Source organism: Lentzea sp. (genome assembly GCF_035525475.1).
Taxonomy (GTDB): domain Bacteria; phylum Actinomycetota; class Actinomycetes; order Mycobacteriales; family Pseudonocardiaceae; genus Lentzea.
The window spans coordinates 1-20005 of the sequence record NZ_DATLEC010000160.1 but is presented as its reverse complement, the minus strand read 5'-3'; the positions used below and the strand labels follow the sequence as shown (position 1 = coordinate 20005).

Genomic DNA, 20005 nt, shown 5'->3' with positions numbered 1-20005 from the left:
GACTTCCTCGCCGAGGCCACCCCCGAGGACAAGATGGCGCTGATCAAGAAGGAGCAGGCAGGCGGCAAGCTCGTCGCGATGACCGGCGACGGCACCAACGACGCGCCCGCGCTGGCCCAGGCTGACGTCGGCGTCGCGATGAACACCGGCACGTCGGCGGCCAAGGAGGCGGGCAACATGGTCGACCTCGACTCCGATCCGACCAAGCTCATCGAAATCGTCGAGATCGGCAAGCAGCTGCTCATCACGCGCGGTGCGCTGACGACGTTCTCCGTGGCGAACGACCTCGCGAAGTATTTCGCGATCCTGCCCGCCATGTTCGCGGCCATCTACCCGGCGCTGGACGAGCTCAACATCATGCACCTGGCCACGCCGCGGTCCGCGATCCTGTCGGCGGTGATCTTCAACGCGCTCGTCATCGTGGCGCTGATCCCGTTGGCGCTCAAGGGCGTGCGGTACCGGCCGTCCAGCGCGTCGGCGTTGCTGCGGCGCAACCTGCTGATCTACGGCCTCGGCGGCGTCGTGACGCCGTTCGCCGGGATCTGGCTCATCGACCTGCTCGTGCGACTCATTCCCGGGATCGGCTGACCCATGACCAACTTCCTGAAGCAGTCGTGGGCGGGGCTGCGGATCCTGCTCGCGCTCACGGTGCTCCTCGGCGTGCTCTACCCGCTGTCGGTGTGGGGCGTCTCGCGTCTTCCCGGCCTGCACGCCAACGCCGAGGCGACGAACACGACCCTGGTCGCCGTGGCGCGGGAAGGGGACCGGTACTTCGTGCCCAGGCCGTCCGCGGCGACGCTGCCCGCGTCCGGCGGCTCCAACAAGGGCGAGCTGAACGAGGACTACACCAAGGTGATCGACGAACGACGTGCGGCGATCGCGCAACGCGAGGACGTGCCGGAGGACCAGGTGCCGCAGGACGCCGTCACGGCGTCGGCGTCCGGCCTCGACCCGCACATCAGCCCGGAGTACGCGGCGCTGCAGGTGCCTCGTGTGGCACGTGCGTCCGGGCTGCCGGTGGAGAAGGTGCGGGAGCTGGTAGCGGCCAGCACCGGCGGCACTTTCACCACCACCGTCAACGTGACCGCGCTGAACCGTGCCGTCGACAGCGCGACCCGCTGACGGTCGCCCGTCCACGAGGAGGACCCATGACCTCAGTACTGGTGGTGGACGACGAACCGCAGATCGTCCGCGCGTTGAGGATCAACCTCAGCGCACGCGGATACGACGTGATGACGGCCTACGACGGCAAGTCCGCCCTGGGCGTCGCGGTGGAGGGCAAACCGGACGTGGTCGTGCTCGACCTCGGCCTGCCCGACCTCGACGGCGTGGACGTGATCGCGGGCCTGCGCGGCTGGTCGACCGTCCCGATCATCGTGCTGTCCGCGCGCACCGACTCGAGCGCCAAGGTCGAGGCGCTGGACGCGGGCGCCGACGACTACGTCACCAAGCCGTTCGGGATGGACGAGCTGCTCGCGCGGCTGCGCGCGGCGGTGCGGCGGAACCTCGCGCGGGAGGCGGGCGACCCGGTGGTGGAGACGTCGTCGTTCGTCGTCGATCTGGCGGTGAAGAAGGTGCGGCGGGACGGCCGCGAGGTGCACCTGACACCGACCGAGTGGGGACTCGTCGAGATCCTGGCGCGCAACCCCGGGCGGCTGGTGTCGCAGAGGCAGCTGCTGCAGGAGGTGTGGGGACCCATGCACGTCAACGAGTCCCAGTACCTGCGAGTCTACTTCGCCCAGCTGCGGCGCAAGCTGGAGGACGACCCGGCGCACCCGCGGCACCTGGTCACCGAGCCGGGGATGGGGTACCGGTTCGAGGTATGACCTGGGTTACGGCGCTCGTCAGGATCGCGTCAAGGTGAGGGGTGCCGGTGTCAGGGTCCCGTCCGGGACCTGGGCACGAACGCCCGCCGGGCGTGTGCTGGACGCATGACGCTCGCGGAGTTGTTGCCCAGCACCGGATGTTCCACCGCACCGGTGCTGGAGCCGGGGTTGTGGCCGGACAACACGCGTCTCGACGGCTCAGATCTCGTCCTCGGTGGAGTGCGCGCGTCCCGGCTCGCGGCGCGGTTCGGCACGCCCTGCCAGGTGCTGGACGAACTGACGGTCCGGGCGCGGGCCAAGGCCTTCCGCACCGCCCTGCCGGACGCCGAGGTCGTGTTCGCGGGAAAGTCGTTGCCCTGTCCCGAGGTCTACCGGTGGATGGCTCAGGAAGGCCTGTCGCTGGACGTGTCGTCCGCCGGTGAGCTCGCCCTCGCGAGAGCCGCCGGGTTCCCGGCGGAGCGGATCATCATGCACGGCAACGTGAAGACGGCGGAGGACCTCAAGGCCGCGCTGGAGTACGGGGTGTCGCGCGTCGTCGTCGACTCGTTCGACGAGATCGCCCAGCTCGGCGCGCTCGCGCGGCACGGCCAGGAGGTCATGGTCCGCGTGACGCCGGGTGTGGACGCGCACACCCACGCGGCGATCGCGACCGGGGTGGAGGACCAGAAGTTCGGGTTCTCGCTGGCTTCCGGCGCCGCGCTGGAGGCGGTCCTGCGGGTCGTCGAGCAGCCGTCGCTCCGGCTCACCGGGCTGCACTGCCACATCGGCTCGCAGGTCCGGCACGTCGCGTCCTACGAGGAGGCCACCCGGCGGATGATCGGCCTGATCGCCTCCTGCGGCGTCCGGATCGAGCAGCTCGACCTGGGCGGTGGGTTCTGCGCGCCGTACCTGCCGGGCGAGTCGTCGTTCGACCTCTTCGGCTTCGCACAACGGGTTCGCGGCACGGTGAACTACGAATGCGGGCTGCACCGGGTGCCCGTTCCGCGGGTGCTGATCGAGCCGGGACGGGCGGTCGTCGCGAACGCCGGTGTCACGCTGTACCGGGTCTGTGCGGTCAAACACGGTGCCAGCCGGACGTTCGTGGCTGTGGACGGCGGGATGAGCGACAACCCGCGGCCCGCCCTGTACGGCGCCGGGTACGCCGTCCGGCTGGTCGGCAGGGGCGGGAGGCCGAAGCCGGTGACGGTGGTCGGCAGGCACTGCGAAGCCGGTGATGTGCTGGCCGAGAACGTGCTGCTGCCCGCCGACGTGCACGCCGGTGACGTGCTCGCCGTGCCCGTCACCGGCGCCTACCACCACGCGCTGGCATCGAACTACAACCAGGTCTGCCGTCCGCCGGTGGTCGCGGTGAAGGACGGCGTGGCGCGGCCGGTCGTGCGCCGCGAGACCGAGGAGGACCTGCTGCGCCGCTACCTCTGAGCACCGAACCAGCGGGCGAGGTGGTCGTCCAGGTCGCGCTGGTGCTCGCCGACCCAGGCCACGTGCCCGTCGGGGCGCAGCAGCACAGCCGGAACGTCCAGTGCCGCACCGGGATCGGCGATCAGGTCGACCCGGTCCGACCAGCCCCCGACGCTCAGTTCCCCGGTGCGGTCGAGCACGGCCCCGCGGCCTGGGTGCAACCGGTCGTAGAGGGTCCCCTTCTCCAGCTCGACGTCACGCAGGCGGCGGCCGAGCAGGTCCGGGCCCTCGCCGAGGTCGTAGCGGACGTCGAGCGCGGTGATCTTCTCGATCAGGAACCGGTTGACCTCGTTGAGGTCCATCAGCTCGGTGAAGAGCTTGAGAACGGCCCGCGCGCCCGGTTCGCCGGACATCAGGTGCACCTGGGCACGGGTGTTCTCCAGGACGCCCGCGGCGACCGGGTGGCGTTCGGAGTGGTAGGTGTCCAGCAGCGTCTCCGGTGCCCGGCCGTGGACCTGCGCGGCCAGCTTCCAGCCGAGGTTGACCGCGTCCTGCACGCCCAGGTTCAGGCCCTGGCCACCGGCGGGCGGGTGGATGTGCGCCGCGTCGCCCGCCAGCAGCACCCGCCCGGTGCGGTACCGCTCGGCCAGGCGGGTGGCGTCGCCGAAGCGGGACAGCCAGCGCGGGGAGTGGACGCCGAAATCGGTTCCGGCGATCGTGCGCAGCTCCCGCCGGAAGTCCTCGATCGTGGCCGTGCGGTCCTCGCTGAGGGTCGCGCAGGAGACCACGACGCGGTAGCTGCCCCCACCGGCCGGCCCGAACTGCAGCATCTTGGTGGTCTCGCGGATCTCGGCCACCTTGGCGGCGATCTCTTCTTGCGGCACACCGGCTTCCATCTCGCCCATCAGCGTGTCGTGCCGCGAGGGCTCGCCGGGGAAGCCGACACCGAGCAGCTTGCGCACGGTGCTGCGCGCGCCGTCACAGCCGACGAGGTACCGCGACCGCAGCCGCTCGCCGTCGGCCAGTTCGACGGTCACGCCGTCGTCGTCCTGCTCGACACCGGCCACCGCGCTGCCGCGCCGCACCTGTGCGCCCAGCGCGACCGCGTGCTCCTCCAGCACCTGGTTCACGAGCGGCTGGGGGATGCCGAGCAGGGTGTCGTAGGTGGAGTCCAAACCTTTCGGCGTCGGTTTGGGGATGCCGGCGAAGCTGCCCCCGACGGGACGTTGCCGCCCGCGTTCGAGGAGGCGGTCCAGCAGTCCGCGCATCGCCATCAGCTCGAGACTGCGGATGTGCAGGCTCACGATGCGGACGAACGACGACGCGGGTCTGGCTTCCTTCTCCAGGACGAGCACCCGCACGTCGTGCAGCCGCAGCTCGGCCGCCAGCATGGCGCCGGTCGGCCCGCAGCCGGCGATGATCACATCGAACATGAACCACCCGAGTTCTCGAATTTCCCCAGGTCCCTGGAGCAGGCGGCCGATTGTCGGGCTCCCCGAGCCCCGTCGCAAGCGATATTCGGTCGTTCCGGCCCGTGGTCGAACGTGTGCTCACTAGAGTGCGCAAATGCACTCGTACGCCTACGTCGCCGATTCCCGGCTGGACGAGACGCGTCGCGCCCTGGGGCTGCAGACCTCCGGCGGCCGGGCGCCGAACCCGCGCTTCTTCACCGGGTTCCTCGCCGACTCGCAGGTGGCCGCGTCGTCGTTGCTCGCCATCGCGAAGGTCGCCGGGACCCGCTACTTCCAGCCCACCCCCGAACGGCTGCGCGACCCGGTCGTCACGTGCAACGGCGACCGGTTGCGGTTCGAGTCGTTCTCCGGCTGCTGCGGCGTCTACGCGCGGCTCGACGTCCTCAGTGGAGCGCTCGACGGCGAGGTGCACGACCGCGGCACCACGAACGTCGACATCAACGAACCGCTGCGACGCGCGCTGGCACGGGTGACCAAGGGCGACCCGCTGCACCTGACCGTCGGGCCGGACCAGGTCGAGGTCGGCACGCTCGACGGCGCGGTCGTCGAGAAGAAGGTGCCGCTGCCGCCGCGCTGGCTGCGCGGGTTCGCCGAGACCCAGGTGCTCACCTCGCGGTTCGACCTCAGGGCCGAGCTGTCGCCGTCCGACGCGCAGCGGTTCCTCAGGACGCTGCCGAAGGGCCGTGCCGCGGTGTGGGCGGTGCCGTCCGGGAAGTCGTTGCGGCTCAGCGGAAGCGCGTCGGGCAACGCCGTGTGCCTCGCCGGTCCGAACCGGCTGGAGACGCTTCTTCCGTTGCTGCGCTTCGCGAAGGCCGTCCGCCTCTACGGCCCGCCGTCCGACGGCAGGCCCGTCGCGAGCGGCTGGGAGGTCGACCTCGGCGCGCAACGCCTCACGCTCGTCCTCTCGCCCGAGGTGAACCGCGGCCTCTCCGGTGAGGGCGCCGTCCTGGACGGCCTCGCCGCCGGTGACGCGGACACCGACGCCGAGCTCGTCGGCGCCCTGCTGGACTTCGAGCCGCGGGTGGACGTCGCGGACCTCGCGGACCGGTCAGGGCTCACCACCGCCAGGGTGAAGGGCGCGCTGGCACAGCTGGGCACCGCCGGACGCGTCGGGTACGACCTCGCGGAAGCGTCCTACTTCCACCGCGAACTGCCCTACGACGGCGCGGACGTGCAGGCGATGAACCCCCGGCTGCGCAACGCGAAGGCACTCGTCGAGCAGGGCGCCGTCAGCTGGGACGGCGACACGGCGGTGGTCGGCGGCCACCGCGTCGACGGCGACGCCTGCACCTGCCAGTGGTGGGCCGAGTACCGGGGCGGGCGCGGCAAGTGCAAGCACGTGCTGGCGGCGGACGTGGTCAGGGGACAGGCGTGAGCTTCGAGAGAATCCAGGCGCTGATCGTGTCGCGCGAGCTGCTCGCGCTCGGCGAGGTGCTCAAGAACCTCACAGCCGAGGAACGCAAGGAGTGCGCGAAGGAGCTCGTCGCGTTCGAGAAGAAGCACAGGGCGGGCAGCCGCAGCTGGGAGCACTTCGAGACGCTCGCCGTCGCGGGCGCGGGGCTGCTGCCGAGCGCCTCGGCGCTCACGCCGTGGCTGATGCGCTACCAGACGTGGTGGGACGAGAAGAGCCCGCTGAACGTCGGCCCCGTGCTGCTCGACGTGCTGCGCAGCCGGGAGCTGCCGTGGATGCCCGATCTGGTCGCGAGGCTCGGCGCGAAGATGCCGTCGCGCGACCTCTCGCGGCTCGACGTCCTGCGGGTGGTCCTGGAGTTCTGCGGTGAGGACCCGCCGGACTCGGACGGGTTCCTGTCGCACCTCATGACCTTCGACGGTCACCGGTGGTGGCGGCCGGGTTTCGACGCGCTGATCCCGCGCATGCTCGAAGTCGCCGGCGCAGGGCAGGCCCTCGCATCCGACTCGGAGTGGCTCGCGTTGCTGATCGAGCGGGGTGAGCGACGAGTGCTGCTCGACGGCTGCCTCGCACGGCTCCAGCAGGGCGGCGGCGTCACGGAGATGCAGGGTTTCCTGGCGCTGCACGACGTTCTGCAGGTCACGCCCGACGAGATGGCCGAGCACGTGAAGGACTACGTCGCGATGCTGCCGGACTCGCGCTCGACCGTCGCCACGCTCGCGCAGGACCGGCTCAAGCAGCTCGACGAGGCGGGCAGGCTCGACGTCGGCCTGCTGTGCGAGGCGAGCAGGTGGGTGTTCGGCCGCGGCGAGAAGAAGCTCGTCCGCACCCAGCTCACCTGGCTCGGCAAGCACGCGAAGTCCACTCCGGACGACGTGGTGCTGACCGTCGCCGACCTGTTCTCGCACGAGTCGGACGACCTGCGCGGCCAGGCGGTCAAGCTGATCGCCGCACACCTCGCGAAGATCAGCGACGCCACCAGGACCGAGCTGCTGGCGCTGGCCGGGCAGCTGCCCGCCGACCTCGCCGGCCGGCTCGGTGGCGTTGCGGCACAGCAGGAAGCGGTCGCGCTCGTCCCGTTCACGCCCCAGCCGTGGCCGGAGCCGATCACCACGCTCGACGAGCTGACCCGCGAGGTCCTCGGGCTGTTCGGCCGCGACGCCGGGCACATCGGGGGCGTCCCCGCGGAACGCGTCGTCGAGGCGGTCGTCCGGTTCGCCTGGCAGGACAGGGAAGCGCTCGCGAAGGCGTTCGCGCCGGTCTACGACAAGCACCCGTGGATCCTGAACCGGACCGCGTACGACGTCCACCGCGACCACGCCCGGCGCACCGCCCACACCGAGTTCCTGGCGATCCTCGCCGCGGTCTCCGCGCCGCCCAGGCAACTCGGGGCGATCTCCTCCGCGCTGGACTTCGCCCGCGACTGGCGCGCCCAGATGAAACGGGCCGGCAACGGCGACGTCCACGAGCAGCTCACCCAGCGGCTGCACGAGATCGAGAAGGGTCTCATCTACGCGCCGCGTCCGGCCCTGGTCTCCACCCCGACCGAGATGTCCGGCCTGCTCGACCCGGCGGTGCTCGCGGAACGGCTCGCGAAGGCCGAGGCCGAGGGCTGGGAACCGTGGCAGCGCGACCTCAGGCAGGCGTTCCACCGCCTCCCGCCCACCACGGGTGCCGGCGAGTTCGAGCCGGTGCCGGGCAAGGCGGCGGCGAAGGTCCGCGAGTGGTGCGAGACCAGGACGGACCCGGCGATCACCGTCGAGGAGCGGACCTACCGCTCCGAGAGGTACTGGCGGGACCAGGCGGAGCAGACGATCACCGGCCTGCTCGCGGTCGTCGTCCCCGGCCTGGAGGAGCCCGAGAAGCGCCCGTGGGCGTACGACGAGTGGGGCCCCATGATCGAGTGGTGGCCGTCCGTCCTGCCCGCCCGGCGGGAGGTCGTCGCCGCTCACCTCGTACCGCACTTCCGGGCCCGGACGATGTCGAAGGGCGGCGACGGCCCGCTCCTGCCGATGCTGGCGGAGGCCAGCGGTCCCGCCGGACAGGCTGTGCACCTCGCCCTGGCCTACGGGCTCGGCGCCGAGCTGACCGTCAACCGCGCCTACGCCGTCGATGCGGTGCTCGTCCTGGCCGCCCGCGACCAGCTGGACGGCAAGGTGCTGGGCGACCTGCTCGGCCGGTTGTTCGACCGCGGCGACCTGGTGGTGAGCCGGGTCGTGCCGGGCCTGCGCGACACGGCCCGTTCCGGTGCGGCACAGCAGGTGTGGGACGTCGTGGCGACCGCGCTGCCGAAGCTGTGGACGCACAACCGGGTCGCGGACGTGGTCGAGCTGGCGGTCGAACTGGCCCAGCAGCTCAAGCCCGGTGGCGACGTCGACGGGCTCGCCGACGTCGCCGCGCGCAAGGGGTCGAGCAAGGTCGTGGTGCAGGCGAAGCGACTGGTGAGCGCACTGGCCTGAGCCCTGGTCCGCGAAGACGGGGTAGTGGTCGGACAGGTCCGTGCAGGTGTGGAACGCCCTGATCTCGGATCACCGAAGAGGACGCCGAACGGAGCATGGTCAGCGGGTCACGTTTTCAGCAGCGCTTTGATCTCGTCGATCGGCGTGCGGGCAAGGGCCGACCCGACCCCGCACGCCACCGCACCAGCCTCCAGCCAGGCGGGAACGTCGGCCGGCACGACGCCACCGGTCGGCACCAGCGGCGCGTACGGCAGAACGGCCAGCACGTCCCTGACCCACTGCGGCGTCGGCGCCGGGAAGACCTTCACCGCGTCCGCACCGGCTTCGAGCGCCTGGACGACCTCGGAGACGCTCCCCGCGCCCGGCAGCACGGCGGCGCCGTAGCGGTGCCCCGCCCGGATGACCGAGGCGTTCAGGTTGGGCGCCACCAGGAACTGCGCACCGGCGCGCACGGCGGCCACCGCGGAGGCCTCGTCGAGCACGGACCCCGCGCCGATGACGGCGTCCGGGTGGTCCGCGCGCAGCTGCCGGATCGCGTCGAGCGCGCCGGGGTTGGTCAGCGGCAGTTCGAGCGAGGTGAGTCCCGCGTCCAGCAGCGGGGCGGCGGCCCGGACGGCGGACGAGGCGTCGGCGGTGCGGATGATCGCGATGATGCCCTGCCGCACGACCGCCTGGGTGATCTCGTAGCGGTAGCTCACGCACGCCAGCCTAGTGCGCGTGAATCAGGAGCCGCGCAGGTGACAGCGCCTGTCAGCGGCTGCCAGTGACGTGTGCGCCCCGTGTCAGCGCGGCGGCCGAAGGTGGGTCGTGCCGGCCGACACCGGGCGGCACGACCCACAGGGGAGCTCCTGAACATGCACGTCACGATCATCGGTGCCGGTCTCGGTGGACTCACGCTCGCCCGCGTGCTGCACGTCCACGGCATTCCGTCCACGGTCTACGAGGCGGAGGAGTCGCCGACGTCGCGGGCGCAGGGCGGCATGCTCGACATCCACGACTACAACGGTCAGCTCGCCGTCGAGGCCGCCGGCCTGATGGACGAGTTCCGCGCGCTCGTCCTGGAGGGGCGTGAGGCGCTGCGGGTGCTGGACAACGACGGCACCGTCCTGCTCGACAAGGCCGACGACGGCACGGGCGGCCGTCCCGAGATCCAGCGCGCCGACCTGCGGCAGATCCTGCTCGACTCGCTCCCGGCGGGCACCGTCCGGTGGGGCCGCAAGGTGACGAGCGTCGACGGCAGGCGGGTGACGTTCGCCGACGGCGGCACCGTCGAAGCGGAGCTGCTGGTCGGCGCGGACGGCGCCTGGTCGCGGGTGCGGCCGGTGCTCACCGGCGCCAAGCCCGAGTACACCGGCATGGCGTTCGTCGAGACCTACCTCTTCGACGCCGACACGCGGCACCCGGCCGCCGCCGAGGCCGTCGGCGGTGGGTCGATGTTCTCGCCCGGCCAGGGCAAGGGGATCTTCGGGCACCGCGAGGCCGGCGACACGCTGCACGCCTACGTCGAGTTCAGCCGTCCGCTCGAGTGGTTCGACAGCATCGACGTCACCGACCCGCGGCGCGTCGCGCGGGAGTTCGAGGGCTGGGCGCCGGAGCTGACGGCGTTGATCACCGACACCGACACGGTGCCGGTGTTCCGCCCCCACTACACGCTGCCCGCCGGACTGCGCTGGGACCGGGTGCCGGGCGTGACGCTGGTCGGCGACGCGGCCCACCTCTCGGTGCCCAACGGCGAGGGCGCCAACCTCGCCATGCTCGACGGCGCCGAGCTCGCCAAGGCGCTCGCGAGCCACGGCGACGTCGAGGAAGCGCTGGCGGAGTACGAGCAGGCCATGTTCGTGCGCGCCGTGGAGACCGCCGAGGACTCCGATCAGGTGCTGGAGAGCCTGTTCGGCGCGGACGGCGCTCCGCAGAAGCTGCTGGACATGCTCACCGACGCCTAGGCAGGAACAGGTGGGCGAGGAGCCCGGCCATCAGGGCGACTCCCACCCACATGAACGTCCGCCAGCCGTCCACGAAGGACGCGGACAGCATCCCTCCCAGCAGCGCGACGCCGAGTGCGACGCCGAGCTCCCTGGCGACGTCGTTGAGCGCGGACGCGACTCCCTGGCGTTCCCGGGGGAGGGAGCTGGTGATGGTCTCGGTGGCGGGCGGCATCGACAGTCCCATGCCCACACCCAGGGCGACGATGCCGGGCAGCACCGAGAGGTAGGTGTCGGAGACGAGCACGGCCATCAGCGCCAGGCCCGCTCCGGCCACGCCGACGCCCCACGCGGTGGTCGCGCGGGCACCGGCCCGTTCGGCCAGCCGCGGGGCGAGCCCGGAGGTGACCATCATCAGTCCCGCCATCGGCAGCAGCGCCACCGTGGACAGCAGGCCCGACCAGCCCAGGACGGTCTGGAAGAACGGGTACAGCATGATCGAGACGCCCGCCTGCACCCCGAACACGACCAGGATCGTCACGGACCCGCTCGCCAGGCCGCGTTCCCGGAACAGCCGGACGTCCAGCAGCGGCGTGCGGTGGCGGAGCTCCCAGGCCACGAACGCCGCGGTGCCGGCGACTCCGGCGAGCAGGCCGATGACGTCCTTCTCGTGCAGGAAGTAGATCAGCCCGACCACGCCGACGACGGATGTGAGCGCACCCACGACGTCGAACGGGTGCGGCTCGCCGCGTGAGTCGGGCACCGACCGCCACACCATCGCCAGCGCGACGACGACCAGCACGACCGGCAGCACGAACAGGAAGCGCCAGGTCGCCCAGTCGACCAGGACCGCGGACAGGAACATGCCCAGCAGCCCGCCGCCACCGGCGACGCCCGTCCACACGCCGATCGCCCTGCCGCGCTTCTTCTCCGGGAACGTCGAGGTGATCACGGCGAGCGTCACGGGCATGATCGTCGCGGCGCCCGCCCCGCCCAGTACGCGGGCGGCGAGGAGCACCTCGGCCGACGGGGCGAGGGCCGCGGCCACGTTCGCGGCCCCGAACACGGCCAGGCCGGTCAGGAGCGCGGGCTTGCGGCCCCACCTGTCCCCGGCCGCGCCGAGCGGCAGCAGCAACGCGGACAGGGTGAGCACGTAGGCGTTGATGATCCACAGAACGGTGCTCTGCGCCGCCCCGAACTCGGCGGCGAGGTCGGGCTGGGCGACGTTCAGGCCGGTCACCGAGGAGATCACGGCCATCAGCGCGACGGAGATCGCGACCAGCACCGTCCGGCGCTGACGGGTGTCGGTGAGGGTGGTCATGCGAGGAGGTCCGCGTTCATGTGGGCGCCGGCCAGCGCACCGGCCGCGGCGGACGCGCCGACCTGGGCGGCGAGATCGGTGGCGTTGCCCGCGACCCACACGCCCTTGACGGGAGTCGTGCCCGCCATGCCGGTGACGAACCGGCGTCCTTGGGGCACGTCCTCCAGCGGGAGCTGGAGTCCTTCGAGACCTTCGGTGCGGGCCAGCAGGGTGGGCATGACGGCGATCACGCGTCGTGGCACCACTTCACCGTCCGCGAGCCGCACGCCGGTGATGGAGTCCTCCGTGGACTCGATCTCCTCGACCGGGGTCTCGACGATCCGGATGCCGCGCCCGGTGAGCTTCGCACGGGTGTCGTCGTCGAGCTCGGTGCCGTTGGCGAAGAACACGAGGTCGTCGGTCAGCTGCCGGAACAACAGGGCGTGGTGGACCGAGGCCAGCACGCCGATGGGTTCGTCGCGGACCTCCCAGCCGTGGCAGTACGAGCAGTGCACGACGCCGCGCCCCCACTGCTCGGCCAGCCCCTTGACGTCCGGGAGCACGTCGCGCAGCCCGGTCGCGACCAGCAGCCGCCGTGCCCGCAGCTCAGTGCCGTCGGCCAGCGTGACGACGAACCCGCCGGGGCCCGGTTCCGCCTTCACCACCTCACCCCGCACGATCTGACCGCCGTACCCGCGCACCTCGTCGCGGCCTCGGCTCAGCAGCTCGGCGGGCGGGATGCCGTCCAGGCCGAGGAGTCCGTGCACGCCGTCGGCCGGGGCGTTGCGGGGCGTGCCGCTGTCGACCACGAGGACCGAGCGGCGAGAGCGGGCCAGCATGATCGCGCCGTTCAGTCCGGCGGCGCCACCGCCGATGACCAGGGCGTCCAAGAGTTCGTTCATGGATCCGACGGTAGGCAGTTCTTGCCGCGGAGGCATACGATCGTGCGCATGACGCAAGAAGATGGCGATCTGGACAGCCTCGTGCGCAAGCGGATCCGCGCACTGCGGGTGGCGCAGGGCTGGTCGCTGGACGAGCTCGCGACCCGCGCCCGCCTGAGCCCGTCGTCGCTCAGCCGCATCGAGAACGGCCAGCGCCGCCTGGCCCTCGACCAGCTCGTCACCCTCGCCAGGGCACTGGACACGACACTCGACCAGCTCGTCGAGACCGACACCGACGACGTGATCGTCAGCCCGATGATCGACAGCGGGCACGCCACGCTGCGCTGGCCGATCAGGGCCGAGCCCGGCATGACCGTCATGCGCCAGCGGATGACGAACCCGCCGCCCGACAACCCCGCGTCCCTACGCGCGCACTCGGGCCGTGAATGGCTCGTCGTGCTGTCCGGCACGGCGGTGCTGCTGCTGGGCAACCGGCGGTTCCGCGTGGAGACCAACCAGGCCGCGGAGTTCCCGACGATGCTGCCGCACGCGATCGGCACCGCGGGCGGTCCGTGCGAGATCCTCGGCATCTTCGACCGCGAGGCGCGCCGGGGCCACAACGCCGACAAGAAGGGCTGATCTTGCGCGGTCGGCAGCGTTCACGCCGACCGCCTTGCGTAGTGCGCAAGTGCCCGTGCACCTGGCGCACGGCGGACCTACGTTGGCCGCATGAGCGAACACGAACATGGCCACGGCCACGGCCACGGGCATGGGCACGGCCACGGGCACGGGGTCGACCAGGCGGAGATCCTCGACCTGGACGCGGAGCTGCTCGCCGAGCACACCGCGTCCATCATCGGCTGGCTGCCCGTCAGCAACCCCCGCCGCGTCGTCGACCTCGGTGCCGGCACCGGCGCTGGCACGTTCGCCCTGCTCTCCCGCTTCCCGGAGGCGCGGGTCACGGCAGTCGACGCCTCCGTCGACCACCTCCAACGCCTTCGCGACAGGGCGTGCGAGCTGGGCCTCACCGATCGCGTCCACACGGTCCAGGCCGACCTCGACACCGGCCGGCCGGACCTCGGCACTCCCGACCTGGTGTGGGCGTCGGGCTCCCTGCACCACATGACCGACCCGGACCGGACCCTGCGCCAGGTCCACGACACCCTCGCCCCCGGCGGCGTGCTCGCCGTCGTGGAGATGGCCGGCATGCCGAATTTCTTCCCCGAGAGCCGGGTCGACCACGACGAACGCCTGCCCCACCGCGGCGCGGACTGGGGCCCGATGCTCACCAGGGCCGGGTTCACCGTGGAGGCGGACCGGACCGTGACCGTCCACATCGAACGGTCCGCGGCGGTGGAACGGTACGCGCGAGTCGTTCTGCGGCGCCTTCTCGACCCCGAGGCACTCGACCAAGCCCTGCGTCGCGACGACCTGGCGCTGCGCACCGAACGCACCGTCTGGGCGGCGAGGAAATGAGTGGTCTCACGGCTTGAGCAGCACCCGGAACACCGCGCCCTCACCCGGCGCGGTGTCCAGCTCGACCCGCCACCCGTGCGCCGCGACCAGCGCCGCCACGATCGCGAGCCCCAGCCCGGTCCCGCCGGGCCCGCGGGCGGGATCGACGCGGTAGAACCGTTCGAACGCCCGCGCAGCCTGGTCTGCGGTCATCCCGGGCCCGTGATCCGCCACCGAGAACCCGTCGCCGGAAAGCCTGACCTCGACCGGCGACCCCGCCGGGGTGTGGACGAGCGCGTTGTCGAGCAGGTTCGTCAGCACCCGCCGCACCCGCGCCTCGTCGGCCCGCACCTCCACCGGCCCGGCGGGCAGTTCCAACGACACGACACGCTCAGGATCGCGCAGTCGTGCCTCGACGACGGCGTCGGTGACCGGCACGACGAGGTCCACAACGGACAGCACCAGCGGCTGCTCGGAATCCAGCCGCGCCAGCTGCAAGAGGTCGTCGACCAGCAGTCCCATCCGCTGAGCGTGGTCCTCGATCCGCTTCAGCACCTCGGAAGCGTCGGTTGCCGCGCCCTGCCGGTACAGCTCGGCGTAACCCCGGATCGACGTCAGCGGCGTGCGCAGCTCGTGCGACGCGTCCGCCGCGAACTGCCGCATCCGGTTCTCCGAGCTCACCCGTACCGCGAACGCCTGCTCGATCTGCCCGAGCATCGTGTTCAGCGCCGACGCCAGCCGCCCGACCTCGCTGCCCGGCCGCCGCACCGGCACCCGGCGCGACAGGTCGCCCGCCGCGATCTCGCCCGCGACCTGCTCGACCTCCTCCAACGCCCGTGTCGAGGCCCTGACCAGCGCGTACCCGGCCATGCCCACCAGGACCAGCGCGCCCAGGCTGATCAGCAGGAACGCCAGCCGCAGGTCGTCGACCGCGCGGTCCACCTCGGACTGGTCCACCGCCGCGATCAGCTCGTCGTCGTCCACCGTGCGCATCACGACTCGCAGCGATCCGACGGTGATGTGGTCGCCAGGCGTCATCGTGCCGAACGCGGGCAGGCCGGGAACGGGCGTGCCCGCCACGACGCCGCCGGCGTCTCGCAGGACCATGTTGTCCCGCAACGGCAACGACCGCGGCAGGGCCACCGCGCGGTCCAGCCGGGCGTCGAGCTGGTGCAGCAGGTAGTTCTCCATCACCTTCGACCCGATCAGCCACGTGCCCGCCAGGCCCGCCGCCACCAGGGTGACGAGCACGACCACCAGCCGCACGCGCAACGTCATGGGCGGATCATGTACCCGATGCCCCGCACGGTGTGGATCAGCCGCGGTTCGGAGGCGTCCACCTTGCGGCGCAGGTAGGAGATGTACGACTCGACCACGGCGACGTCGCCCTCGAAGTCGTGCGACCACACCTGGTCGAGGATCTGCGCCTTCGACAGCACCCGCCCGCTGTTGCGCATCAGGTAGTGCAGCAGCCGGAACTCCGTCGGCGACAGCTCGATCACCCGCGATCCGCGCCGCACGACGTGACTTTCCACGTCCAGCGAGAGATCGCCACAGGTCAATCGCTCGGTTTCGGTGCCGGGACGGGTGCGGCGCAGCACGGCGGTCACGCGGGCGATGACCTCCTCCAGGCTGAACGGCTTGGTGATGTACCCGTCGCCGCCGATCGTCAGGCCGGTGACGCGGTCGTCCGCGCCGTCGCGCGCGGTCAGGTACAGCACCGGCACCCGCACGCCGTCGGACCGCAGCCGCCGCACCACCTCGAACCCGTCGCGGTCGGGCAGCATCACGTCCAGCAGCACCAGGTCCGGCGTGTCCGAACGCGCCGCCTGCAAGGCCTCGCCGCCGGTCGCCGCGCTCGACACGGCGAACCCCGCGAACCGCAGGCTGGCGCACAGCAGTTCGCGGATGCCGGGTTCGTCCTCGACGACGAGCAACCGGCCGCGTTCCGTCATCCGGTGGCCGGACGCTGCGTGATGGTCTGGCCGGTCACGGTGCCGTCGGAACCGGCCTGGCCCTGGACGACGACCTGTTGTCCTGCCTTCAGATCGGCGAGCTTGCCCTCCGAGCTGATCTCCACCTTCGTGGAGTCCGAAGTGGACACCTTGACGACCTGGCCGTTCTGCGTCTTCACGTACACGGTCGTGCCGTCCACGTGGTCGATCGTGCCGATCGTGCCGCGCCCGCCGCCGTTGGGACGCTGCTGGGCGCCGGACGGTGGCGTGCCGCCGTTGCCACCGGGGAACTGACGCCCTGCGGTGTTCTGACGCGTCGGGGTTTCGCCGGCGCCGAACGACTTCTGCACGAACACCCCGCCGACGAACGCGACGATGGCGAGCACCGCGACACCGAGGACGATCGTGGTCTTGCCGAAGCCCGCCTTGCGTTCCCGCAGCTCGGCCGAGATGTCGTTCTCGAGCGGCTGGTCGAGTGGGTTGGTCACTTCGAGGGCTCCTATTCGTGCCTGAGGGCTTCGATGGGACGGAGCTTCGCGGCGCGGGAAGCCGGGTAGCTGCCGAAGAACAGGCCGATCAGCGCCGACACCGCGAACGCGAGCAGCACCGACGACGGCACGACCACCGGCTGGATCCCGGCGATGGTGAACCGGCTGCCGATCATCCCCGCGGCGACGCCCAGCGCCCCGCCGAACAGGCTCAGCAGCGTCGCCTCGATCAGGAACTGGCCCAGGATCGACGACCGGGGCGCGCCCACGGCCTTGCGGATGCCGATCTCGCGGATCCGCTCGGTGACGGTCACCAGCATGATGTTCGTGATGCCGATCCCGCCCACCAGCAGGGAGATCGCCGCCACCGACGCCAGCAGCACCGTGAACGTCTCCGTCGTCGCGGTCCGCGCGGTGAGCAGCTGGTCCTGGCTGAGGATCCGGTAGTCGGCGGCGCTGGTGATCTTGTGGCGGCCGTTGAGGACCGTGGTCACCTGGGCCTGCGCGTCCGGCAACGCGTCCGCGGACCTCGCCTGCACCACGATCTGGGTGAGGCTGCCGTACCCGGTCAGCGCGTTCTGCGTCGTCGTCAACGGCGCCACGGCCATGTCGTCCGCGTCCTGCAACCCGCTGGACCCCTTGGCCGCCAGCACTCCCACCACGGTGAACGGGATGTTGTTGACCAGCATCGGTTTCCCGACCGGATCGGTGCCGGGGAAGAGCTCGGTGGCGACGGTCGCGCCGATCACCACGACCTTGCGCGCCTGCTGGACGTCGTTGTCGGAGAACAGGTTCCCCTGGGCGACAGCGCTGTTCGTGGTGTCGAAGTACCGCGGGTCAGAGCCGATGAACTGCCCGATGTCGTGCGTGGTGTCCCCGTACCCGGCGGTGGCCTGCGCGGAGACGACCGGTGACGCGTACCTGACGGCGGGGGAGTCGCCGCCGACCAGCGCCGCCGCGTCCGCCGTCGTCAGCGGCTTGCTCGTGCTGCCGGGCTGGGCGCGCTGCGGGCTGATCGTCAGGATGTTCGTGCCGAGCCCGGCGATGCTCTGCTGCACCGCGCTCGACGCGCCGTTGCCGACCGCGATCAGCAGGATCACCGACGCGACACCGATCAGGATGCCCAGGGTCGTGAGCCCGGACCGCATCTTGTTCGCGGTCAGGCCGCGCACGGCGAAGGCGGCGATCTCGAAGAGCCTCACACCAGCACCCCCGCGACTGTCCCGTCGACGACCCGCACGGTCCGCATCGCGTGGGCCGCTACCTCGTCCTCGTGCGTGATCAGCACGACCGTGCGCCCGCTGGCGCTGAGCCGGTCGAGGATGCCGAGGACCTCACGGCTGGAGTCGGTGTCGAGGTTTCCGGTCGGCTCGTCGGCCAGCACGATCGCGGGGGAGGTCACCAGGGCCCGTGCGATCGCGACGCGTTGCTGCTGGCCTCCCGACAGCTCGTTGGGCCGGTGGTGCGTGCGGTCTTTCAAGCCGACGAGCTCGAGCGCGGCCAGCGCCCGCTCACGACGCTGGGCACGCCGAACTCCCGCGTACACCAGCGGGAGCTCGACGTTGGCGAGTGCCGTGGTTCGCGGCACCAGGTTGAAGGACTGGAAGACGAAACCGATCTTCCTGTTGCGCAGCAGGGAGAGCTGCTCCTCGTCGAACTCGCCCGTGTCGATCCCGTCCAGCAGGTACTCGCCGGACGTCGGCACGTCGAGACACCCGAGGATGTTGAGCAGCGTCGACTTGCCGGACCCCGACGCGCCCATGATCGCGATGTACTCGCCCTTCTCGACCGTCAGATCGAGGCCTCTGAGCGCGTGCACGGCCGTGTCGCCGGAGCCGTAGGTCTTGCGGAGGTCGCGGACCTCGATGACCGGGCTCATCGACCGGTCCCGGTGAGCCCGCCGCCGTTGCGCTGGCCGCCGCCGGTGCCGGGGAAGGTGCCGCCCTGCTGGTTCGTCCGGTTCTGGCCGGTCGACGTCGTCACCTGCGGCAGCACGACCTCCTCCCCGGCGGTCAGACCGGACCTGACCTCCACGTACTGGTCGCCGCGCACCCCGATCTCGACGGTCTTGCGGGTCTCCGCGCCGTTCTCCAGCACCTGGACGCTGCTGGCGCCGTTGACCGTCTGCACAGCCGCGGCGGGCACGGCCAGGACGTTGGTGGCCCCGGCGACGGTGATCTCGACGCTCGCGGACTGCCCCGGCCGCAGTCCCGCCGGCGGCTCGGTCAACGTCAGCGTCACGCCGTACTGGACGACGTTGTTCGCCGTCGTGGGCGTGAGGTCGACCTGGGCGACCTTGCCCTGGATCGGCGTGCCGGTCATCGCGTTCACCGACACGGTCGCCGCCTGGTCGGCCTTGAGCTTGCTGACGTCGGACTCGGAGACGTTGGCCTTCAGCACGAGGTTCTTCAGGTCGGTGACGACGACGAACCCGGACGTCGTCGTGGTGGTGCCGGTCGTGGCCGTGCTGCTGGACCCGTTGCCGGAGCTGCCGACCTTCTGCCCGACCGCGCCGGTGACCGACGTGATCGTGCCGTCGCCGGGCGCCGTGAGCGTGGTGGCGGCGAGCGTGTCCTTGGCCTGCTGGAGCGCGAGCTGCGCCTGCCGGTACGCCGTGAGCAACGCGTTCGTGCCCGTGCCCTTCTCCAACGCCGCGTTGAGGTTGCCCTGCGCGATGTCGACCTGCAACTGCGCCTGCGTGGGATCCAGCCGCGCGAGCTGCTGGCCCTTGGTGACGGTGTCGCCGACCTTGACGTCGACCTCGGTGACCGTGCCGCTCGCCCCGAACGACGCGGCGGCGCTGAACGAGCTCTGCACCGTCCCCGACGCCGTCACCACCTCGCTGACGTCGCGGTTCGCGGCAGCGGCGGTGCGCGCGGCGGTGGGCTGGGCGTTGCCGGACGAACCGAAGAACACCAGGTAGCCGGCGACACCGGCGCCGAGGAGCACCACCACCAGCAGCCCGTTGATCACCAGGGATCTGCGACGTCGAGTCATGAACCGGGATCGTCGTCCGCCAAGCTGTGCCCGGGCTGCGAGTTTCCTGGGAGTGCGCTGAAGATCAGCGCGGGTGTGTTTCACCCGTTTGTGCACCTTTTGCTTTGTGAGCAACCCCTAGCTTCGAGGAATGGCCACGACCACCCCCTCCACCGCCTACAGCCGGGACCTGGGCGACGAGCTGCGCCGGCTGCGCGAGACCTGCACGGGACTGACCGGCGCCGCGCTGTCGGTCCGCCTCGGCTGGGACCCGAGCAAGCTCTCGACGATCGAGACCGGCAAGTACCGCGCCAGCGAGATCGACCTCGTGCAGTACCTGTCGATGTGCGGCAAGGACATCGACTTCTTCGAGGACTTCAAACGGCGCTACCGGTACGCGTTCGAGGAGTACATCGTGCAGGTGTCGGACAACCTGCGCACGCTCGCGATGGCGGAGTCGAC

At 71.3% G+C, this 20005-nt stretch carries 20 protein-coding genes; 10 read left to right on the top strand and 10 right to left on the bottom strand.

The window, feature by feature from the left end; translation table 11 throughout:
• The 4 genes from VM306_RS26565 to lysA form a co-directional block, all read left to right on the top strand.
• A partial coding sequence (locus tag VM306_RS26565; RefSeq protein WP_325519847.1) for an HAD-IC family P-type ATPase occupies window positions 1-588 on the top strand: 588 nt, incomplete at its 5' end.
• 3 nt (window positions 589-591) lie between these two features.
• Window positions 592-1122: a potassium-transporting ATPase subunit C gene (locus VM306_RS26560; RefSeq protein ID WP_325519845.1), complete on the top strand. Its 531-nt coding sequence runs from the start codon at window positions 592-594 to the stop codon at window positions 1120-1122.
• A gap of 26 nt (window positions 1123-1148) precedes the next feature.
• Window positions 1149-1826 (top strand): response regulator, encoded by a 678-nt coding sequence (locus VM306_RS26555; RefSeq protein ID WP_325519843.1) that lies wholly within the window; start codon window positions 1149-1151, stop codon window positions 1824-1826.
• Between the two features lie 105 nt (window positions 1827-1931).
• Window positions 1932-3245: a diaminopimelate decarboxylase gene (lysA, locus tag VM306_RS26550; protein WP_325519841.1), complete on the top strand. Its 1314-nt coding sequence runs from the start codon at window positions 1932-1934 to the stop codon at window positions 3243-3245.
• On the opposite strand, the gene VM306_RS26545 is transcribed toward lysA, so the two are convergent.
• Entirely contained in the window at window positions 3236-4657 is a 1422-nt protein-coding gene (locus VM306_RS26545; protein ID WP_325519839.1) for an FAD-dependent monooxygenase, read from the bottom strand. The two genes, lysA and VM306_RS26545, sit on opposite strands and share 10 nt — an antisense overlap.
• A 133-nt stretch (window positions 4658-4790) precedes the next feature.
• Here VM306_RS26545 and VM306_RS26540 point away from each other — a divergent pair, with 133 nt between their 5' ends.
• Both VM306_RS26540 and VM306_RS26535 read left to right on the top strand, forming a co-directional pair.
• Window positions 4791-6071 (top strand): SWIM zinc finger family protein, encoded by a 1281-nt coding sequence (locus VM306_RS26540; protein ID WP_325519837.1) that lies wholly within the window; start codon window positions 4791-4793, stop codon window positions 6069-6071.
• A complete protein-coding gene (locus tag VM306_RS26535) occupies window positions 6068-8566 on the top strand; it encodes a DUF6493 family protein (protein ID WP_325519835.1) in 2499 nt (832 codons plus the stop codon). Before VM306_RS26540 ends, VM306_RS26535 begins: the two co-directional genes overlap by 4 nt.
• Before the next feature lie 107 nt (window positions 8567-8673).
• Here VM306_RS26535 and VM306_RS26530 read toward each other — a convergent pair whose 3' ends face one another.
• The gene (locus VM306_RS26530; protein ID WP_325519833.1) at window positions 8674-9264 is read right to left on the bottom strand and encodes a bifunctional 4-hydroxy-2-oxoglutarate aldolase/2-dehydro-3-deoxy-phosphogluconate aldolase; all 591 of its coding nucleotides are present in this window, start codon (window positions 9262-9264) and stop codon (window positions 8674-8676) included.
• 156 nt (window positions 9265-9420) lie between these two features.
• On the opposite strand from VM306_RS26530, the gene VM306_RS26525 reads away from it, so the two are divergent.
• A complete protein-coding gene (locus VM306_RS26525; RefSeq protein ID WP_325519831.1) occupies window positions 9421-10509 on the top strand; it encodes an NAD(P)/FAD-dependent oxidoreductase in 1089 nt (362 codons plus the stop codon).
• On the opposite strand, the gene VM306_RS26520 is transcribed toward VM306_RS26525, so the two are convergent.
• Together VM306_RS26520 and VM306_RS26515 are read right to left on the bottom strand one after the other, a co-directional pair.
• Window positions 10496-11809: an MFS transporter gene (locus VM306_RS26520; protein ID WP_325519829.1), complete on the bottom strand. Its 1314-nt coding sequence runs from the start codon at window positions 11807-11809 to the stop codon at window positions 10496-10498. The genes VM306_RS26525 and VM306_RS26520 overlap by 14 nt on opposite strands.
• On the bottom strand, window positions 11806-12690 hold the full coding sequence (locus tag VM306_RS26515) for an NAD(P)/FAD-dependent oxidoreductase (RefSeq protein ID WP_325519827.1): 885 nt from the start codon (window positions 12688-12690) through the stop codon (window positions 11806-11808). The genes VM306_RS26520 and VM306_RS26515 overlap by 4 nt, the downstream gene beginning before the upstream one ends.
• A gap of 48 nt (window positions 12691-12738) precedes the next feature.
• Between VM306_RS26515 and VM306_RS26510 the strand changes: the two genes are divergently transcribed.
• Both VM306_RS26510 and VM306_RS26505 read left to right on the top strand, forming a co-directional pair.
• Window positions 12739-13308 carry an XRE family transcriptional regulator gene (locus VM306_RS26510; RefSeq protein WP_325519826.1) on the top strand — a complete coding sequence of 190 codons (570 nt, stop codon included), beginning with the start codon at window positions 12739-12741 and terminating at the stop codon, window positions 13306-13308.
• A gap of 90 nt (window positions 13309-13398) precedes the next feature.
• On the top strand, window positions 13399-14145 hold the full coding sequence (locus VM306_RS26505) for a class I SAM-dependent methyltransferase (protein WP_325519824.1): 747 nt from the start codon (window positions 13399-13401) through the stop codon (window positions 14143-14145).
• Window positions 14146-14151: 6 nt separating this feature from the next.
• Here VM306_RS26505 and VM306_RS26500 read toward each other — a convergent pair whose 3' ends face one another.
• From VM306_RS26500 to VM306_RS26475, 6 genes are read right to left on the bottom strand one after another with little or no spacing between them, the layout of a single operon-like run.
• Window positions 14152-15402, bottom strand: a complete 1251-nt coding sequence (locus VM306_RS26500; RefSeq protein WP_325519822.1) for a HAMP domain-containing sensor histidine kinase — start codon at window positions 15400-15402, stop codon at window positions 14152-14154.
• Window positions 15399-16079: a response regulator transcription factor gene (locus VM306_RS26495; protein WP_325519821.1), complete on the bottom strand. Its 681-nt coding sequence runs from the start codon at window positions 16077-16079 to the stop codon at window positions 15399-15401. Before VM306_RS26495 ends, VM306_RS26500 begins: the two co-directional genes overlap by 4 nt.
• A complete protein-coding gene (locus VM306_RS26490) occupies window positions 16076-16567 on the bottom strand; it encodes a hypothetical protein (RefSeq protein WP_325519820.1) in 492 nt (163 codons plus the stop codon). Before VM306_RS26490 ends, VM306_RS26495 begins: the two co-directional genes overlap by 4 nt.
• A gap of 11 nt (window positions 16568-16578) precedes the next feature.
• Window positions 16579-17769, bottom strand: coding sequence for an ABC transporter permease (locus VM306_RS26485; RefSeq protein WP_325519818.1), 1191 nt, complete (start codon window positions 17767-17769; stop codon window positions 16579-16581).
• The gene (locus VM306_RS26480; protein ID WP_325519816.1) at window positions 17766-18446 is read right to left on the bottom strand and encodes an ABC transporter ATP-binding protein; all 681 of its coding nucleotides are present in this window, start codon (window positions 18444-18446) and stop codon (window positions 17766-17768) included. The genes VM306_RS26485 and VM306_RS26480 overlap by 4 nt, the downstream gene beginning before the upstream one ends.
• Entirely contained in the window at window positions 18443-19564 is a 1122-nt protein-coding gene (locus VM306_RS26475; protein ID WP_325519814.1) for an efflux RND transporter periplasmic adaptor subunit, read from the bottom strand. The genes VM306_RS26480 and VM306_RS26475 overlap by 4 nt, the downstream gene beginning before the upstream one ends.
• Before the next feature lie 130 nt (window positions 19565-19694).
• Between VM306_RS26475 and VM306_RS26470 the strand changes: the two genes are divergently transcribed.
• Window positions 19695-20005 (top strand): helix-turn-helix transcriptional regulator (locus VM306_RS26470; RefSeq protein ID WP_325519812.1); only part of this gene is annotated, 311 nt, incomplete at its 3' end.

Excerpts from the sequence above, each read along its gene's own strand:
- VM306_RS26560 (WP_325519845.1), top strand. The coding sequence starts at position 592 with ATGACCAACTTCCTGAAGCAGTCGTGGGCGGGGCTGCGGATCCTGCTC.
- VM306_RS26555 (WP_325519843.1), top strand. The coding sequence starts at position 1,149 with ATGACCTCAGTACTGGTGGTGGACGACGAACCGCAGATCGTCCGCGCG.
- lysA (WP_325519841.1), top strand. The coding sequence starts at position 1,932 with ATGACGCTCGCGGAGTTGTTGCCCAGCACCGGATGTTCCACCGCACCG.
- VM306_RS26545 (WP_325519839.1), bottom strand. The coding sequence starts at position 4,657 with ATGTTCGATGTGATCATCGCCGGCTGCGGGCCGACCGGCGCCATGCTG.
- VM306_RS26540 (WP_325519837.1), top strand. The coding sequence starts at position 4,791 with ATGCACTCGTACGCCTACGTCGCCGATTCCCGGCTGGACGAGACGCGT.
- VM306_RS26525 (WP_325519831.1), top strand. The coding sequence starts at position 9,421 with ATGCACGTCACGATCATCGGTGCCGGTCTCGGTGGACTCACGCTCGCC.
- VM306_RS26520 (WP_325519829.1), bottom strand. The coding sequence starts at position 11,809 with ATGACCACCCTCACCGACACCCGTCAGCGCCGGACGGTGCTGGTCGCG.
- VM306_RS26515 (WP_325519827.1), bottom strand. The coding sequence starts at position 12,690 with ATGAACGAACTCTTGGACGCCCTGGTCATCGGCGGTGGCGCCGCCGGA.
- VM306_RS26510 (WP_325519826.1), top strand. The coding sequence starts at position 12,739 with ATGACGCAAGAAGATGGCGATCTGGACAGCCTCGTGCGCAAGCGGATC.
- VM306_RS26505 (WP_325519824.1), top strand. The coding sequence starts at position 13,399 with ATGAGCGAACACGAACATGGCCACGGCCACGGCCACGGGCATGGGCAC.
- VM306_RS26500 (WP_325519822.1), bottom strand. The coding sequence starts at position 15,402 with ATGACGTTGCGCGTGCGGCTGGTGGTCGTGCTCGTCACCCTGGTGGCG.
- VM306_RS26495 (WP_325519821.1), bottom strand. The coding sequence starts at position 16,079 with ATGACGGAACGCGGCCGGTTGCTCGTCGTCGAGGACGAACCCGGCATC.
- VM306_RS26480 (WP_325519816.1), bottom strand. The coding sequence starts at position 18,446 with ATGAGCCCGGTCATCGAGGTCCGCGACCTCCGCAAGACCTACGGCTCC.
- VM306_RS26475 (WP_325519814.1), bottom strand. The coding sequence starts at position 19,564 with ATGACTCGACGTCGCAGATCCCTGGTGATCAACGGGCTGCTGGTGGTG.